Origin of the sequence: Cyanobacterium sp. Dongsha4 (genome assembly GCF_036345015.1) — a bacterium.
GTDB lineage: Bacteria > Cyanobacteriota > Cyanobacteriia > Cyanobacteriales > Cyanobacteriaceae > PCC-10605.
Map to the genome: position 1 here is coordinate 1,967,304 of NZ_CP084098.1, position 18,351 is coordinate 1,985,654.

Genomic DNA, 18,351 nt, shown 5'->3' on the forward strand with positions numbered 1-18,351 from the left:
AGAATAGGTTTTAATCGTAAATTTTGATCTGGAGATAAAGACCATGTCAAGACTAAAAAGTTGGGAATCTCCCCGTCGTCAGGGAAGAAACGACAAGGGAAAGGGTGGTTCTGCACGAAAGCGACAGTTAAAGAAAAGATTACAAATGTTGCGTAATCAATTAAAAAGTAAAGGGGAAGGGAAAGTTATCTCTTCCTTTTTTTGTTTTCAACGGAATTTTATTTTAATGTTGTCCTGTAGGCGACATATTGCGAATGGCGGTAATTTTCCACTGGTCATTTTGACGAGTAACAACAAATGTACTCCATAAATTTCTAACTCTATTGTCATTTAATTCTATTTGATAGCGTGTATCTACGATCGCTATATTTGGGTCTAAAAATCGAATTTGCTCTACTGTGATAGTTCTTTTTCCCTGATTAGTATTAGAACTGCGTAACATCCCATTGATGGAACTTTCTATTCCTCTTCGCCATTCTCCCGAAGAAACTAATTGATCAATTTCAGTGGTTAAAATTTTTTCTAGTTGGGTAACGTCTTTATTTTCTCTGGCTTGGTTATATTGTTCGTGCGATTCGTTCTAGTCAAAGTTAAGGCAAAATAGCCAAGACGTAAACTAGGCAAGGTTCACATATAATGTACCTTGACAACTTATTTACCATGAAGGTGTAAATCCTTCCCTCTCGATGTTGGAGTGACGGCATAACCGACAGTGAATTAGTGTTTGGTAAACTAAACGCTGAAGCTCGGTTAAATGGGAGTAATGAATAACCTTAATTCAAACTCTGTCTAGCGAAGTTATCCATGAGTAGGAAACAAACCTATGCCTGAATCATCGTAATTCCAATCCAGTGAAAATAAGGTTGATACACTGGGGACAAAAAAGTCAAAGGTCTAAGATACTAGCAGCCTGAAAATGCTGAACTAGGAACATCTATATAGACTCGGTGAAAAGTAGGATTCTAAAGATAACAAAGAATGGTAAATAGGAACGAAGTAACCCCACACTGACTCTTGTAAGATGAAACTCACAAGTAGTAACCAGCGTAAGTCAATATGGGAAAGGATTGAGTAAGAAGCCAAAGCTCCTTTGTAATGAAAGAGATATGCTGACGTACTCACTTTGATAAACAATGTAAACAATCGATTAGTAATTAATAAGTCATGGACTCGTTGAAGTATGAATGGAACAACTGGAACGAAATAGACTGGAAAACAGTCGAAATTGCAGTGTTCAAGTTACAAAAGAGGATTTACAAAGCAAGTCAACGTGGTGATATAAAGTCAGTACACAGACTACAACGTTTACTCACTAACTCTTACTTTGGTAGGTTATGGGCAACCAGAAGGGTAACACAAGACAATCAAGGAAAGAAAACCGCAGGGGTTGATGGAGTCAAATCCTTAACGCCCAATCAAAGGTTTAAACTTACAAATAACCTTAAATTAAACGGTAAAAGCAAACCGACAAGGAGAGTTTGGATACCCAAATCCAACGGGGAGCAAAGACCACTTGGAATACCCACAATGGAAGAAAGAGCAAAACAAGCTCTATTAAAACTAGCCTTAGAACCACAATGGGAAAGTAGATTCGAGGGAAACAGTTATGGCTTCCGTCCAGCAATGTCATGTCATGACGCTATAAAAGCAATATACAACAGTATAAGTCAAAAACCTAAATATGTTCTGGATGCTGATATAGCAAAATGCTTTGACAAAATTGACCATAATAGATTGCTTACAAAACTTGAAACATACCCAACATTAAGGAAACAAATAAAAGCATGGCTAAAGAGCGGAGTAGTTGATAAAAACTGGTCAGCTACTGAGAAAGGAACACCTCAAGGTGGAGTAGTCTCACCACTATTAGCCAACATTGCACTACATGGAATGGAACTAGAAATAAAGAAATTCATGGAAAGTGTGGATAGTCTCAAAGTTTTTGGAAGAAGGGTAAGTAAACAAGAAAAGAGAAATAGTATAAGTCTAATTAGATATGCAGATGATTTTGTAATATTACATCACAACTTAGACATAATTCTCGAATGTAAAAAAGTAATTGAAGGATGGTTAAAGGAAATAGGGTTAGAGCTAAAACCTAGTAAGACTAGAATTTCTCACACCTTATATGAATATAATGGACACAAAGGGTTTGACTTTCTCGGTTTTAACATCCAACAGTATAAAGTTGGAAAGAATCAAGGGGGAAAAACAGGAAGTAAAAACAACAAAAAACTCGGATTCACTACCCTGATAAGACCAACCAAAGAAAAAATCAAAGCCCATATACAAAAGGTAAAAGAAATCGTTAATAAGCACAAAAGTAGTCCACAAATAGCATTAATCAAAGAACTAAATCCAATAATAAGAGGGTGGTCAAACTACTATAGTGCGGTAAACAGTTCTGAAATATTTTCATACTGTGACCACGTTCTATACCTACAATTAAAAAGATGGGCAGAAAGAAGACACTCAACTAAATCGAAAAAATGGGTTGTCAACAAATATTGGCACACCAAAGAAAATAGAAATTGGGTCTTTGCTACGATTAAAGAGGAAGGTATGGGAATGGAGTTAGCATTACACGCTGACACAAAAATTAAATACCATACAAAGGTAGAAAAAGGCAGAAGTATATTTGACGGAGACTTAATCTACTGGAGTACACGCATAGGAAACTATCCTGAAATGCCTACAAGCAAAGCAAAATTGCTAAAAATACAAAAAGGCAAATGTAACTACTGTGGACTGAACTTTAAAGATGGAGATATGTTAGAGATTGACCATATTATTCCAAAATCAAAAGGTGGTAAGGATATATATAAAAATCTACAACTCCTCCATAAACATTGCCATGATGATAAGACATCCATAGATGGGAGTCTGAATTGTACCCATGACAAGGGGTTTATCAGAGAGGAGCGGAATGAGGTGAAAGTCTCACGTTCCGTTCTGAAGACGAGTGTAGGTGGCGACACCTATGCTTAGTTTAACTATTAGTTGATTAATTTCTTGCTCTTGAGGAGTTAATGTTTTTGTATTTTGAGCAGTTACGAATGAGGTGGATGATAGAAAAGTTGAAATTAAGAAAAAAATATTGATGATAAGAGTATGATTTTGGCTTTTCATGATTTTTTAGATAGTAATATCAATGATAGATATGGCTTTATTTTCCTTGTTGAAAGTCGAATAATAATCATTCAAGATAACACACTGGAATAGTTAGATAATTTCCGTTAGGCTAAGACTACTATGAGCTTTTTTGCAACTATCTTTTTTCTGTATGACTAAAGCCGAGAATTTGTTTAAAAATATTCCTTTTTTGCTTGAAGGAGAGGAGTTTTTAGAACTTCTAAAATGTCGTAATATTGCGATCGAAAGAATTGTTAGTAGTGATAAGCCCGATAATAAAATTTATAAGCAACTTCAAGATGAATGGGTTATTTTAATTAGAGGAGAGGCAACATTAAAAATAAATGATGATATTGTTAATCTCAAAGCTGGAGATTATGTTTTTATTCAGGCTCAAACTCCCCATCAGGTACTTGTTACTTCTAATAATTGCTTGTGGTTAGCTATACATATTTATCCTTAGTTTTTATTTTATATTTTGTATTTTTTATTGCGTTTTTTCTAGTTGTAATGATTGTAAAAATTGATTAATGGTTTGATTAAATTCATCAGGTTCAACAATAAAAGCCCAATGATTCCCTTTAACTTTAGCCATTTGTAAATTGGTCAAAAATTGTTTATAGGGACTAATTTGCCATGATGTTCGATTTAATCCTTTTTCTGGAAGAACTAATAAACTGGGTAAGTCTAATTTAGTTGTCAATCCTTTTTCTCTCATGACATCTTCAAAAATTTCGTTACGAGCGGATTGAGAGAATTTACTACTCCAATAACCATCTTTTTTTTGTTCAATACCATAGTTAAATATTTTCTGTTGCCAAGGTGTCCAACCTTGATATTGTTTGAGAGTTTTTGCTGTATTTTCTATGGATAAATAATCGGGAAATAATTGCATTAATTTAAGAAATGGCAGAACTTTATAAAGAAGAGGAAAAGTAAATCTGAAAAAAGAAGGCATAGAGTTAATAAAGAAAGGATCTATAAGGGTTAAACTTTGACATAATTGAGGATTTTGTGTTACCCAAATACAAGCTATTTTTGCACTCCAAGAGTGAGCAATTATATGGGCTTGTTGCCAGTTAAAATGTTGATAAATTTTTGATAAATCCTCTAAATAATCATCTTTAAAATATCCTGTTTTTGGTTTACTGCTGTCTCCATGACCTCTTAAATCTGGGGCTATAATATGATAATTATCGTTATTTGTGGATAAATATTCTCCTAATTTTTGCCAAACTAAGCAATTATCAGCCATGCCATGTAATAGCAATATGTTTTGTGATTTACCCTCTAATAATCCTTGATTTTTCCACTCTAAATAAGCTAAATTTAGATTCCCTAATGCTATTTTTTCTCTATTCATTCTCGGTTTTTTTAGTTTGCAACAGATTTTTCTTGTAATTTCACTGAGGGAGAAGCACTACCATAATTGACTCTACACCCCATATTAAATAAACTTGTACCACACTCCAGAGGCACTATTTGATTATCTAATTTTGCACTACAACTGATATATTTATCATCATTACTATCTTGCATCATACAGTCGATCGCTTCTGCTTGAGCATGATTTGCCCATCCTTTTAAACTCTGTAAAGCAATAATATGTTTCCAAAAGAAAATAACCCATAAAGACGATATAAGCGCGATCGCAGCTATAATTACTTTTAATTGCCAACTAAAAATAAAAGATTTGATGTGATTAAATAAATTGTTCGACTCTTTTGATTCAACAGTTTCAGAAGATGTAACCACATTTTTAACGGAGGAAGATTCTTGATTTGTTGGTTGCTTATTGGCATTATCACTCATAATTTTTACCTCAGAAATTTCTTTTTCTAGTTCTGATCATAATCAAATTTCAACAAGATGAAATCAAATAACAATTGACATGATTCGACTCTTTCTGAAAATTACTTTTTATTTCTTAAAAAAAATTCATATAAGTAACAATCTGTTATAATTCTTAACTAATAATTTCATAAAAATTAATAATAACTAAAGGAGTAATAATTTCATGGCTGGTTTATTCGGCTTATTTGGTAGGAAAAATAGTAATCCTCAACCCGCTCAACCCAAAGATGCGTATTTCTTAGATCCTGATTCTGCAAAGACTTTCGGAGATATTGATTATATGCGCAAATCTAAAACTGTCAGAAGAACTTTCCCCAAAACTGCTAGTAATCCTAGCGGTGGAGAATTAGTACAAGAAGTATCTTCCACAAAAATGGCAAAGAAAAACCCCAATCAATTCGGTGGTTTTAATAGCTCTTCCAACGTCAATTCTACTCCTTCCACTAGCAATAATACAGAATCATCCCCTAGTTTTTCTGATCAACGCCGTAATACTGATACCAGTATGGATATGTTCCGTAATATGGCAAAGAAAATTAAGAAATAATTAGGGGTTCGGGGTTCGGAGTTCGGAGTTCGGCTTTTACACTCCTTTGGGTTGTGAACAGGATTTTTAATTTTTAATTATCAACTATTCACCCCAACACTATTACTATTCATCTTTGCCTCTTGCCCCTTGCCCTTTACCCTTTTTACTTTGCCCTTTGCCTTTTAATTTTACTCGCCCACTTACTTAGCTTGTAGTAAATCCACCAATTTAGAAATCTGCTCTGGATTAAATACCTTGTGAATGGTTTCGGCGGCAATTACGGGATCAACAGTAACTAAAACCTGTGGTAATTTAGAATGGGCTAATTGTTCTAAGCCCTGAGATGGTGTTATTTCTGAGCCTTTTCCTACTTCTAAGCAGTCTCCAGCTAATTTCACTTCTTTGATGATGACTGGTGCTAACAAACGATAGGAATGTTTTGGGTTGCCAATGGCGAGTCTGGCACACTTGAGAAGATTTTGCCACCCGTTTTCTGCTGGTGCTATTTTCACCAATTTATCACACATTCCCTGCAATTGTTGTCGATTATTGGGAGTAGCATCTTGTTTGAAAATCACTAGCATTTGCTGTAAGATTTGCCTAACCTGCATCGTAATTTCGTCGCTAGGAATTGCCGTTAAAGACGGAGTGGAAGAGCGAACAGAGGCAGAGGTAATCTTTTGAACATCGGGGCTTTCTCCTGCCACTAACTGCTCAATGTAGTTAAGTAGTTCAACAAAATGTGGTTCGGCTTCTTTCATTATCTCTTCTCCTTCATCCTCGGATAAGCCAAAAGGTCCTTGGAGACGTTCTAATAAGTCTTGTAGAATATCGTAGGCTTTGAGAAAGAGACTTTCTAGGGTTGAGTCTGGTTCAATGGTTTCATCTCTAAGGATTTTAAAGGCATCTTCGAGACGGTGGGATGTTTTTTGGATACTGGTAAAGTTGAGCATTGCCGCACCACCTTTGATGGAGTGGGCTGCCCTAAATAGTTCGTTAATTCTTTCTTCGTCATTGATGGCGGATTCTAGGTCTAAAATCCCTTTTTCAATGGTTTCTAAATGTTCTTTTGCTTCCTCAATGAAGTAGCCGACAATCTTCTCATTATTCGCACTATCCATAATTTTTTACTCCCACATAGTGAAAACCGTCTTTAACTGTTTGTTTATAATAATAACTGATACTTTTATCTTCAGGTTACTAAATCTCTTATGCGCGATCGCCCCATTTATTTAGATGGACACGCTACCACACAAGTTGATGAACGAGTGATTAAGGCTATGATGCCCTATTTTACTGAATATTTCGGTAATCCTTCTAGTAATGCCCATGTTTATGGTTGGGAGGCTCAGGCGGGAGTGAAAAAAGCGAGAGATGCGATCGCATCTGCCATTAATGCTGAACCCAGAGAGATCATTTTTACCAGTGGTGCAACAGAAGCCAATAATCTAGCCATTAAGGGAGTTGCTGAAGCCTATTTTCAGAAAGGCAGACATATTATTACAGTAGAAACAGAACATAGAGCAGTCATTGAACCCTGTGAGTATTTGCAAAGTCTCGGTTTTGAGATTACTTTTTTGCCAGTAGAAAAAAACGGTTTATTAAACTTAGAATTACTAACAAAAACTATCAGAGAAGATACTATCTTAGTGTCAATTATGACGGCTAATAATGAAATAGGAGTAATTCAGGATATAGAAAAAATAGGGGCTATTTGTCGTGAAAACGAAGTTGTTTTTCATACTGATTCTGCCCAAGCTATTGGCAAAATTCCCCTTGATGTGCAGAAAATGAATATTGATTTGATGTCTTTAACCGCCCATAAAATTCATGGTATAAAAGGAATTGGGGCATTATATATCAGAGCAAAAAATCCTAGGGTAAGCATCGCCTCTCAAATTCAAGGGGGAAGACAAGAAAGAGGTTATCGATCTGGTACACTATGTACACCGCAAATAGTGGGTTTTGCCGAAGCGATAAATATAGCTTTGAAAGAGATGGAGCAAGAAAATAAAAGACAGAAAGAGTTAAGAGACTATCTATGGCAAGAATTAAAACATTTAGATGGTATTTACTTAAATGGAGACTTAAATCAACGATTAGCAGGAAATTTAAACATTAGTGTTGAGGGAGTAAATGGATCTGCATTATTATTAGCATTACAGTCTCAAATTGCCGTGTCATCTGGTTCTGCTTGTTCTTCCACATCCACTAAACCTTCCCATGTTTTAAAGGCTTTGGGACATTCCGATGAGTTGGCAAGGGCTTCGTTACGATTTGGCATTGGACGTTTTAACACTCTCGAAGAAATTAAAGAAACCGCCAGTTTCACTCTACAAACTATTAAAACTCTAAGAAGATGAATTATAACTAATCTGAGTTCAATATAAAATTATCGGTGTTGAAAAGGTATCAGGTATCAAGTGAAAGAATTGATTTTGTAAAACATTATGGAAAAGGAAATTATTATTGTTGGTGGGGGTATTGGGGGATTAACTTTGGCTCGTGCTTTACAGTTAAAGGGAATTGGTTTTCAATTATATGAACAGGCAAAATCTTTTGAGGCTCTAGGCTATGGTTTGCAAATTAGTCCCAATGTGGTTCGAGTTTTTCAACAATTAGGATTAGATAAGGAGTTAGAAACCATTTCTCATCGTTGTTATGGCTTTCAGTTAAAGTCTTTTGATTCTGACAGAGAAATTGCATCTTGGCAATTAAATCAAAAAATTCCTTACTATCAATGTCGCCGAGCAGATTTGCACCAGTTATTATATGATTCTATTGAGGATAAAAGTAGAATTCATTTTTGCCAACGGTTAACAGACTACCACCAAGAGGCAGAGAGTTTATATTTTAGTCTTGAAAATGATCCTCAAAAGTATTCTGCTAAGGCTTTAATCGGAGCGGATGGAGTGCGATCGCATCTTAGAAAGTCCTTGTTTCCCAATTATGAGGCGAAATACTCAGGTTATTTTGCGTTTAGGGCAATTTTGCCATTTTCTGAAAAATATCGACCTTTATGGGGCACAGCTACCGTTTGGATGGGGAAAAATCATCATGTTGTTGCTTATCCTAATGAGAATAAACAGAGAGGAAAGTGTTGGTTAAATTTAGTGTTAGTGGTAAGAGAAAAAAATTGGCAGGAGGAGGGATGGGCGATTACTGCTGATAAACAAGAAATTTGGCAACGTTTTGGCAATAAATCACCCTTACTTGACGAAATTTTGCAAGATTTACTCAAAACAGAGGAAACCTGTTATAAATGGGGCTTATTCACTCATCAACCTTTATCCTATTGGTCAAAAGGAAAAGTAACTCTGTTAGGGGATGCCGCTCATCCTATGTTACCATTTCAAGCCCAAGGAGCAGGAATGGCTATCGAGGATGCTTATGTTTTAGCAAATTGTTTGTCTCTGGAAACAAAGATAGAAACCGCCCTACTCAAATATCAACAACTACGCCGAGAAAGAGCGACTAAAGTTCAACAAACATCCCGAAAAAATGCTGACATATTTCACGCTACAGGCATAAGTGCGATCGCTCGTGATATGGCATTAGGCTTGGCAGTGACGGTTAATTCTAATTTAATCAATCTTAAAACTGCGTGGATATATGATTATGATGTCACTAACCCAGACTAGATAACCTGAGTTCAGAATAAATTTTCATCTATGAGTGATGGAGAAAAGGGCAAGGGGCAAAGGTAAATAATTAATAACTTCTAACTCCGAACTCCGAACTCCGAACTCTGAACTCCTAACTCGTTTCTCCCTAATTCCCCAATAATTCTCATAAGGTAAGGACATTTTTCGGTAGAATAGACCAAGAATAAAATCATTAGGAGTATATAAAAAAGTGTTAACCCTTAAAATTGTTGTAAATATTGTTGTAGCGTCTTTTATCCTTCTATTTATCTTTGGTTTCTTATCTGGAGACCCTGCTCGTAACCCCGGACGTAAAGACTTAGAATAATATCATACTTTAATATTAATAACAACGGTGGGGCTTTTTGTGCTTATAAACCCCGCCTTTTTTATGGAGAAAAGGTCAAAGGGCAATAGTAAAAAATAATTCGTTACTCTTTATAGCTTACAAAAATAGGGAAAAATTTATCGGCGATAGCAACTTTTAGTGATAAAATAATTTGTCAACTGTGCTATGCAGACCACGGCAAATAAAAACTTAATTGATCAGGAAGAATATTGATGCCCAAAATAGGCGTAATTTACAACGATATTAAACCCATTGCTTGTCAAGTCGCCACGGAATTAAAGGAAAAATTGACAGCCGAAGGTTATCAAGTTCACCTCGCCACTGGTTATGCTGGTATTTTGGGATATTCCAGACCCGATCGCCCCGTTTGTTATAGTGCCATTGAAAAAATTGCACCTTTTGGCTTTGACCAAGATATGAAATTTGCCATTGTTTTGGGAGGAGATGGTACAGTTTTATCCGCTTCTCGACAGGTTTCTCCTCACAATATTCCCATTTTAGCCGTCAATACAGGGCATTTGGGCTTTTTAACGGAAATCTACCTTAACCAACTACCAAAAATATTAGATGCCGTTTTAAGAGACGAGTATGAAGTGGAAGAACGTTCCATGATGAGGGTTCAAGTAATTCGAGATGGTCATTTACTCTGGGAAGCCCTTTGCTTAAATGAGGCTGTGATACACAGAGAACCATTAACAAGTATGTGTCATTTTGAAATTGCCATTGGCAGACACGCCCCCGTTGACATCGCCGCCGATGGTGTTATTATCTCAACTCCCACCGGTTCAACAGCTTATTCTTTGAGTGCAGGAGGTCCAGTGGTTACTCCAGATGTACCCGTATTTCAATTAGCCCCCATTTGTCCTCATTCTCTTGCTTCTCGTGCGTTGGTTTTCTCTAATCAAGAACCTGTAACTATTTACCCTGCTACTCCTAATCAAATGGTGATGGTGGTTGATGGTAATGCAGGTTGTTATATTTTACCAGATGACCAAGTGGTAATAGTGCGATCGCCCTATCCTGCCAAATTTATCCGCTTACAATCTCCCGAATTTTTCCGTATTCTCCGAGAAAAACTAGGTTGGGGATTACCTCACATTGCCAAGCCAACCTCTGTAGAAATTCCCTAATAATTATGATGCTACCTCACCTGATTTCGATATAAAATTATCTGGTGGTGATATATGAATAGGAAAAAATATCTATAATTGACATAAACTGCGGTTGAATTTATTGAAAATACATCTTATTGATACATTTTATTGAACATTTAAACCATTTCTTTTGAATATTTCTGAAACTTTAGCAATCAATTCGGGGGAAGGTGGTTGGGTATTTTTTAGTTGATAGTCATATCCTAACTGTTCCCACTTATATTCACCCATTTTATGAAAAGGTAAAACCTCAACTTTTTCAACATTTTTTAATCCTGCCACAAACTCAGCTAACCCTTGGACATTATGATCAGGATCTGTTAGATTAGGCACTAAAACAAAACGAATCCATGTTGGTTTATCAATTTCCGCTAAATAATTAGCAAAATCAAGGGTAGGTTGCAGAGAAACACTTGTTACTCGTCGATAAATTTCAGGATCATAAGATTTAATATCCAACAACACTAAATCAGCCGATTCTAATACTTCCTTAGCTTGATTTAATTGCACATATCCTGAAGTGTCCAAAGCAGTATGAATTCCTTTTTTATGGCACTCCTGAAAAATTGCCTTGACAAATTCTGGCTGCATTAAAGGCTCTCCTCCTGTCACCGTGACACCTCCCCCTGAATAATTGAAATAAGAATGATATTTCTCAATTTCTTCGATTAACTCCCCTACTGTTATTTTTTTTCCATTTTCTATATGACGACAATCAGGATTGTGACAATATAAGCATCTTAGAGGACATCCTTGGGTAAAAACCACGAAGCGAATACCTGGCCCATCTACTGTGCCACAACTTTCTGTGGAATGAATTAAACCAGTAATCAAATTATTATCATTCATACAATAAGTTGGTTAAATTTCTGATGTTTGATGAGGTTCTTTTTTTGCCCTCTAATATCATTCTATGTCAACTTACTCTGAGTAGTTAATTTTATCTGAAACCTGCCAATCAGCAGATATTTTTATATCGAACTGAGGTAAGATATGGTAAAACAATCTATGTTTTGAATTAGCACTAATATGGTAAATTTGAAGACTTTATTCTATAGTTGAACTAGCCAAATTACGCATTTTATTTAATTCATCAGGAGACATTTTTTCTAAATGTTTTAACACTAAATTCATTCTTCCTTGAGATCGCAATTTATCTTCATGACGAGCTAAAAAATCCCAATATAAATAATTAAAAGGACAAGCATTTCCTGTAGTTTTTTCTTTTGGATTATAACAACAATTAGAGCAGTAATCACTCATTTTATTGATGTAGTTAGCCGAAGATGCGTAGGGTTTTGATGCTAATAAGCCACCATCAGCAAACTGCCCCATTCCTAAAACATTGGTTTGCATTACCCAGTCATAAGCATCTATGTAAACACCGTGAAACCATTTTTCTATTTCTTGGGGAGAAATACCTTTAATTAAAGCATAATTACTAATTATCATTAATCGCTGAATATGATGGGCATAACCTGTATTTTCTGTTTGTTTTAATACCTGTTTTAAGCAGTTCATTTTTGCTTGTTTACTATCCCAGAAAAAAGACGGTAAGGGTTGTTGATGGTTAAACCAGTTTGCTTGAAAATAATCTTCTTTTACATAATGGTAAATTCCATACATATATTCTCGCCAACCTAATATTTGACGAATAAAGCCTTCTACAGAATTTAAAGGGAATGATTTGTCATAATAAGCCTTTTCCACAGTTTTAATAACTTCTAAGGGTTGTAATAAACCCACATTAAGATAAGGTGAAATAAGACTGTGCCACATAAATTTTTCATTAGTTATCATGGCATCTTGATACGTTCCAAATTTTTCTAAACGATAATTAACGAAATTATCTAATACTTTTAAAGCATCTTTTCTTGTCACTGCCCAGTTAAATTTATCACTATTACCATAGGTTTTTATGTCTAAGTTTTTAACTTTTTCTATTACTTGTTGTGTGATATTATCTGGCTGAAATATCAGAGGTTGAGGAGGAGATAAGTTATTTTTAGGGGGTTTTCTATTTTCTTTATCTAAGTTCCATTTTCCGCCCACTGGTTGATTATTTTCTGTTAATAATATTTGCCATCTTTTTCTACTTTCTCTGTAAAAATCTTCAAGAATTAACCTTTTTCTTTTATCTGCCCATTGTTTAAATTCTTCTGGTTGCCATAGAAAATTTGGGTTAGCATATAGTTTTATATCGCAGTCTAATTTGAGATTTTTAATTGATTGTAAAAAGATGCGATCGCACGGAGTTATTGTTCTGATTTCTGTAAGACTATATTTTTGAATTGTATGAGATAAACCTTCATTAAAATTTTCAACTATTTGATAATTTACTTGCCAATTATTTACCATTAATTCTTCAGCATAATGACGCATTGCTGACCAAATAAAGATTAGTTTTTGTTGATGATAAATTCTTTTTTTAACATGATTTAATGATTCAATTAAAATAACTATTACATCTTTTTTGTTAGCTTCTAATTCTGATAAAATAGGATGATTTTCAAGGAGTTGATCACCTAAAATCCAAACACCAATAGTCATAATTTGTATGAGAAAATTTGTACAATTTTATTTTAATAGCAAAAGATTATTTCCTGCGTTCGTCTTATATACTACTGTGCGATCGAATCTATTTTTAAGGTAAGTTAATAATATAATGACATGAATTAGAGATTTGATTTATGTTTCCCTTGTCGCAAAACCACCCCATTAACCATAATTTCCTTCGGGTTGCCTTAGATACTTCTTTACTCGACGTGATTAAACTATTAAGTAATAGTCACAAAGATAGAGAAAATCAAGGATTGAGTTGCGTTGTTGTCATTAATCAAGGAAGATTAGTTGGCTTAATTACAGAAAGAGATATAGTTAAAATATCTGCACAGCAGTTGTCTTTGGAAAAATTAGTTGTTGCAGAAGTAATGACAAGGGATTTAATCACCTTTTCTGTGGATAAGTTGGGCAACATAACAGATTTGATTGATATTTTTCGTAAATATTATATTCGTCACTTACCCATTGTTAATGATAATCAGGAAATTTTGGGCATCGTTACCCCCGAAAGCATCCGCAGTGGTTTACAACCCCTTGATTTACTCAAACACCGTTATGTTAGCGATGTCATGCGTCGTAATATTATTTGCGGTTATTCTCAGCAAAAATTAATTGATTTAGTTAACGTTATGGCGCGTAATGCTATCAGTTGTGTTGTCATTGGCAAAGAAACGGAAAGAAATACCATAAAACCCTTGGGCATTATTACCGAAAGAGATATTGTGCGTTATCAGGCTTTAAGAATTAATCTCACTCAGATTAGTGCGGAGGAAGTTATGACACAACCTCTGACGATGATAAAAAAAGAAAAATCTTTATGGGATGCCCATTTAATGATGTCAGAGTATGGTTTTCGTCGTTTGGTGGTGGTGGATGATGAGGGAGATTTACAGGGCATTATTACTCAAAGTAGCATTTTAGAGGGAATAGATCCCAGAGAATTGCAAGGAGTTATTAAAGTTTTAGAAAAGCAAGTTGAAGTTTTACAAACAGAAAAAACTCAGTTATTGAAAGAATTACTAACCCAACAAAAGCAAAATTTGCAATCAGCCGAGAGAAGGGGAAAATTAATTTCTGATATTGCCCTCAGAATTCGCTCATCTTTAAACCTGAAAACTATTTTACAAACTGCCGTCGATGAGGTTTTGTCTCTCCTTGATACGGAGAGGGTTATTATTTATCACCTAGAAGAAAATAACAATCATATCGCAGTAGAAGCATTAAAAAATAATTCCTTCTCTTTAGCAAACTATTCCCTTGATGATGAATGTTTAAGACAAGAATTTTTACTATCAGGCAATCTATGGAAAACAAAAGTTATTAATGATATTAGTGAAGAAGCGATCGAATCTTGCTATCATCTACTAACAAGTAGATTTGGGGTTAAAGCCTGTCTAATTACCCCTTTAATAGTTAATAGTAGCCTTTGGGGATTATTAATTGTCCATAATTGTCATCAACCTCGGCCATGGCAAGAAGGAGAAATCGAATTTTTAGAACAATTGTCAGTACAATTAGGTATAGGAATTCAACAAGCCACTCTCTTACAACAACTGCAAGAAGCCAGACAAAATTTAGAAGTTAAAGTCACAAAACGCACAGCAGAATTACAAAAAATTAATGATAAATATGAACAAGAGTTAATTAAATCTAAACAAACTCAAGTCAACTTACAAAAAACAGAAAAAACCCTTGCAGGAATTTTAAACGTGGCTAACGATGCCATTATTTCCATTAATCCTCAACAAGAAATAATCATGTTTAATCAAGGGGCATCGAAATTATTTCAATATACCCCTGATGAGGTAATGGGAAAACCCCTAGATATACTAATCCCAACACGGTTTATCACCATCCACCGTCACCATGTAGATGAATTTCACTCTAACTCAAAAATTCCCACCTGTCGAGAAATGGCGGAAAGAAAACAACGATTAGTTTTTGCCCGTCGTCGGGATGGTAGTGAATTTCCGGCGGAGGCTTCTATTTCCAAATTGATTACCGAAGAAGAAGATGTTATCCTGACGGTAATTTTAAGGGATGTTAGTGAAAAAAGGGCTATGGAAGCTCAAATTAGGGAATTAGCTTATTTCTTGGAAGTTAGCTTAAATGAAATCTATGTTTTCTCCGCAGATGATTTAAAATTCCAGTATGCCAATTCTACCGCTTTACAAAATATTGGCTATGATAAGAAGACTTTACAAACAATGACTCCATTGGAGATTAAACCAGAGTATGAGAAGGAAAATTTTATCGAATTACTGAAACCTTTATTAACGGGAGAAAAAGAAAATATACAATTTCAAACAATTCATCGTCGTAAAGATAACAGCAATTATCCTGTAGAAGTTAATATGCAGTTAGTCAAACAGGAAGACAAATCGGTTTTTTTGGCTGTTGCTAATGATGTCACGAAAAAACAGGAAGTAGAAAACGCCTTAAGGGAAAGTGAGAAACGCTTTCAAATGATGGCAGATAATGCACCTGTATTAATTTGGTTGGCGGGGAAAGATGGAAATTGCACTTATGTTAATAAAACTTGGTTAGAATTTACGGGTAAAACCTTAGCTGAAGAAATTGATAATGGTTGGTTAAATAATGTGCATCCTGAAGATAAAGAAAGATGTTGGGGGGCTTATCACTCTTCTTTTGAAGGGCATTTTCCTTTCCAAGTAGAGTATCGTTTGCGTCGTTATGATGGTGAATATTGTTGGTTTTTAGATGTGGGTGTGCCTCGGTATGACCATGATAGTAACTTTTTGGGCTACATCGGTTCTTGTACTAATATCAGCGATCGCATCCGTATAGAAAAAGAGTTACAAAAGCAGTTGCAAAAAAGTATTCTATTGACAAGATTAACCGATAGAATCAGACGTAGCCTAAACTCAGAAGAAATATTTTTGACGGCGGCAGAGGAGATATGTAAGGCGTTTGGAGTTGACCAAACTTTGATTTTTACTTGTAAATCAGGAATCAGAGAAAAGTTACCAAAAACCATGACGTGTGTTTCTGAGTATATTTTAGGAAAATCCCCTTCTTGTCTAAATTTGGAAATTCCTGTGATTGATAATCCTTATATGGAATTAGTTTTAGAGAGAGAAAAAGCCATTGCCATTGACAATACGGAGAATCATCCTCTATTTGCCAATCCTAGAGAAAGAGAAATCATTAATAATATGAACATAAAATCTCTTCTTGCTTGTGGTACTTTTTATCAAGGTAAAGTTAATGGTAGCATAGGATTACATCACTGCGATCGCTCTCATGTTTGGAGTAAAGAAGAAATCGAACTTTTAGAAGCGGTTGCCGCCCAATTAGGGATAGCCATTGCCCAAGGAGAATTATTACAAAGGGAAAAACAAAGACTGCAACAACTGGCGTTAAAAAATAAGCAATTGCAAAAGGCGAAACAGGAAGCCGAATTAGCGAATCAGGCAAAAAGTGAATTTTTAGCGATTATGAGTCACGAAATTCGCACCCCCATGAATGGAGTTATCGGCATGACAAATTTATTAGCAGATACACCCCTTAATTCTGAGCAAGAAGATTTCCTTAAAACTATCCGTCATAGTGGTGAAAGTCTCTTGGTAATTATCAATGATATTTTAGATTTTTCCAAGATTGAATCAGGAAAATTAGAGTTAGAAAAAAAACCGTTTAATTTAGAAGAATATATCCAAAGTACCATCGATTTATTTAGTTTTCAAGCCCAAGAAAAAAATATTAAATTTAATTATAAATATTCTAGTTATGTTCCTAGGAACTTTCTCGGAGATGTTATTAGGGTCAAGCAAATACTTATAAATTTGATTGGAAATGCTCTTAAATTTACTGATGAAGGTTTTATAACTATTTATATAGAAGGGCAAAAAAGAGAAAATAATAATTATAAAATACAATTTGCAATTCAAGATACAGGCATAGGCATACCCCTAGAAAAACTCGATCGTTTATTTAAGGCTTTTTCCCAAGTAGATGCTTCTACATCTCGAAAATATGGAGGTACAGGATTAGGATTAGCTATTAGTAAACGTTTAGCCGAAATAATGGGCGGTACTATGTGGGTTGAATCTGAAGAAGGGCAGGGTTCTACTTTTTACTTTACCATAGTTCTTCCTTTAGTAGAAATGGAAAAAAATCTTCCTCTTAATCAGATTAATTCTTTTGAGACAATTATCAATCCTCCTCAATGTCAAATTCTTTTAGCTGAAGATAATAAAGTTAACCAAAAGGTTGCCTCTTTAACTCTGAAAAAACTAGGTTATCAAGGAGAGATTGTTAATAATGGTTTAGAAGTAATTGAAGCAGTGCAAAAAACTGATTACGATCTGATTTTTATGGATATACAAATGCCTGAAATGGATGGTTTACAAGTCACTCGTTGGATTCGTTCTCATCTTACTCAACAGCCGTATATTGTAGCAATGACAGCTAACGCTATGGAACGCGATCGCACTATTTGCTTAGAAGCAGGAATGAATGACTACATAGCAAAACCTTTACAGATAGACGCTTTAAAACAAATATTAAACAAATTTCAACAGACAAGCGGCAATTATCATTATTACTAGACTTCTTACTACTCTTTTCTGGCTTCTTCGTGATGGAAAATTTTAGATTTATCGAACCCTTATACTCCAAACTCGATCGCACCTACAATTCAAATTCCCCCCTTATTAAGGGGGGCTAGGGGGGATCTTGTTTTAAGGGCTAGGGGGGATCTAAAGTATCTAACTGAAAACCGATCGCACCACAAACTCCCTCAAAACTCCTCAAAACATCATCATTGCTAAACCGAAGTACCCTCAAACCATAATTCTGCAAAATAGCCGTACGGATGCGATCTCGCTCTATCCCTTCTGGTTGAAAATGAGAATCTCCATCAACTTCGATCACTAATCTTTTTTGACTACAATAAAAATCCACAATGAAATTATCAATGGGGCGTTGTCTCATGAACTTATAGGAAACTTATAGGATAAGTGTCGAAGATATTCAGACCATAATTTTCGTTCCGCAGGAGTCATATTTTTTCGTAACTCCCTCGCTCTTTCCTTGAGCTTATAGTTATAGGGGAGGAAAAAGTCACTCATTTTCGGTTTTTGTTTTTCATTATATCTGAACTCT

Annotated in this window: 14 protein-coding genes and 2 pseudogenes; 9 read left to right on the forward strand and 7 right to left on the reverse strand. The window is 35.1% G+C overall.

The genetic code is table 11. The features are described 5' to 3' along the window. Positions 1-43: 43 nt before the first annotated feature. Positions 44-310, forward strand: a complete 267-nt coding sequence (locus tag Dongsha4_RS08460; RefSeq protein WP_330205233.1) for a hypothetical protein — start codon at positions 44-46, stop codon at positions 308-310. Here Dongsha4_RS08460 and Dongsha4_RS08465 read toward each other — a convergent pair. Then, positions 224-562: pseudogene (locus tag Dongsha4_RS08465) on the reverse strand (DUF4440 domain-containing protein); the annotation flags it as partial. The gene Dongsha4_RS08460 and the pseudogene Dongsha4_RS08465 sit on opposite strands and share 87 nt — an antisense overlap. Positions 563-1,164: 602 nt before the next feature. On the opposite strand from Dongsha4_RS08465, the gene ltrA reads away from it, so the two are divergent. Together ltrA and Dongsha4_RS08475 are read left to right on the forward strand one after the other, a co-directional pair. Next, positions 1,165-2,988, forward strand: a complete 1,824-nt coding sequence (gene ltrA / locus Dongsha4_RS08470; RefSeq protein ID WP_330203424.1) for a group II intron reverse transcriptase/maturase — start codon at positions 1,165-1,167, stop codon at positions 2,986-2,988. 295 nt (positions 2,989-3,283) lie between these two features. After that, entirely contained in the window at positions 3,284-3,595 is a 312-nt protein-coding gene (locus tag Dongsha4_RS08475) for a cupin domain-containing protein (RefSeq protein ID WP_330205234.1), read from the forward strand. 24 nt (positions 3,596-3,619) lie between these two features. Here Dongsha4_RS08475 and Dongsha4_RS08480 read toward each other — a convergent pair whose 3' ends face one another. After that, a complete protein-coding gene (locus Dongsha4_RS08480; protein ID WP_330205235.1) occupies positions 3,620-4,495 on the reverse strand; it encodes an alpha/beta hydrolase in 876 nt (291 codons plus the stop codon). A gap of 11 nt (positions 4,496-4,506) precedes the next feature. Next, a complete protein-coding gene (locus Dongsha4_RS08485; RefSeq protein ID WP_330205236.1) occupies positions 4,507-4,944 on the reverse strand; it encodes a hypothetical protein in 438 nt (145 codons plus the stop codon). A gap of 205 nt (positions 4,945-5,149) precedes the next feature. On the opposite strand from Dongsha4_RS08485, the gene Dongsha4_RS08490 reads away from it, so the two are divergent. Next, positions 5,150-5,533: a hypothetical protein gene (locus tag Dongsha4_RS08490; protein WP_330205237.1), complete on the forward strand. Its 384-nt coding sequence runs from the start codon at positions 5,150-5,152 to the stop codon at positions 5,531-5,533. A 182-nt stretch (positions 5,534-5,715) separates the two neighbouring features. On the opposite strand, the gene Dongsha4_RS08495 is transcribed toward Dongsha4_RS08490, so the two are convergent. Then, the gene (locus tag Dongsha4_RS08495; protein ID WP_330205238.1) at positions 5,716-6,636 is read right to left on the reverse strand and encodes an Hpt domain-containing protein; all 921 of its coding nucleotides are present in this window, start codon (positions 6,634-6,636) and stop codon (positions 5,716-5,718) included. 90 nt (positions 6,637-6,726) lie between these two features. Between Dongsha4_RS08495 and Dongsha4_RS08500 the strand changes: the two genes are divergently transcribed. The 4 genes from Dongsha4_RS08500 to Dongsha4_RS08515 all read left to right on the forward strand — a co-directional run bounded on the left by Dongsha4_RS08500 (position 6,727) and on the right by Dongsha4_RS08515 (position 10,638). Next, entirely contained in the window at positions 6,727-7,878 is a 1,152-nt protein-coding gene (locus tag Dongsha4_RS08500; protein ID WP_330205239.1) for a cysteine desulfurase family protein, read from the forward strand. 87 nt (positions 7,879-7,965) lie between these two features. After that, complete coding sequence (locus Dongsha4_RS08505; protein ID WP_330205240.1) at positions 7,966-9,156, forward strand: FAD-dependent monooxygenase; 1,191 nt, start codon at positions 7,966-7,968, stop codon at positions 9,154-9,156. 214 nt (positions 9,157-9,370) lie between these two features. Further along, complete coding sequence (locus Dongsha4_RS08510) at positions 9,371-9,487, forward strand: photosystem II reaction center protein I (RefSeq protein ID WP_015220814.1); 117 nt, start codon at positions 9,371-9,373, stop codon at positions 9,485-9,487. Between the two features lie 233 nt (positions 9,488-9,720). Further along, on the forward strand, positions 9,721-10,638 hold the full coding sequence (locus Dongsha4_RS08515; RefSeq protein ID WP_330205241.1) for an NAD(+) kinase: 918 nt from the start codon (positions 9,721-9,723) through the stop codon (positions 10,636-10,638). 129 nt (positions 10,639-10,767) lie between these two features. Here Dongsha4_RS08515 and pflA read toward each other — a convergent pair whose 3' ends face one another. Continuing rightward, on the reverse strand, positions 10,768-11,511 hold the full coding sequence (gene pflA, locus Dongsha4_RS08520; RefSeq protein ID WP_330205242.1) for a pyruvate formate-lyase-activating protein: 744 nt from the start codon (positions 11,509-11,511) through the stop codon (positions 10,768-10,770). Positions 11,512-11,709: 198 nt separating this feature from the next. Next, positions 11,710-13,212, reverse strand: coding sequence for a cryptochrome/photolyase family protein (locus tag Dongsha4_RS08525; RefSeq protein ID WP_330205243.1), 1,503 nt, complete (start codon positions 13,210-13,212; stop codon positions 11,710-11,712). A 140-nt stretch (positions 13,213-13,352) separates the two neighbouring features. Between Dongsha4_RS08525 and Dongsha4_RS08530 the strand changes: the two genes are divergently transcribed. Then, the gene (locus tag Dongsha4_RS08530; RefSeq protein WP_330205244.1) at positions 13,353-17,795 is read left to right on the forward strand and encodes a PAS domain S-box protein; all 4,443 of its coding nucleotides are present in this window, start codon (positions 13,353-13,355) and stop codon (positions 17,793-17,795) included. Positions 17,796-17,934: 139 nt separating this feature from the next. On the opposite strand, the pseudogene Dongsha4_RS08535 reads toward Dongsha4_RS08530, so the two are convergent. Continuing rightward, a pseudogene (locus Dongsha4_RS08535) lies at positions 17,935-18,317 on the reverse strand (endonuclease domain-containing protein). Positions 18,318-18,351 lie beyond the last annotated feature (34 nt).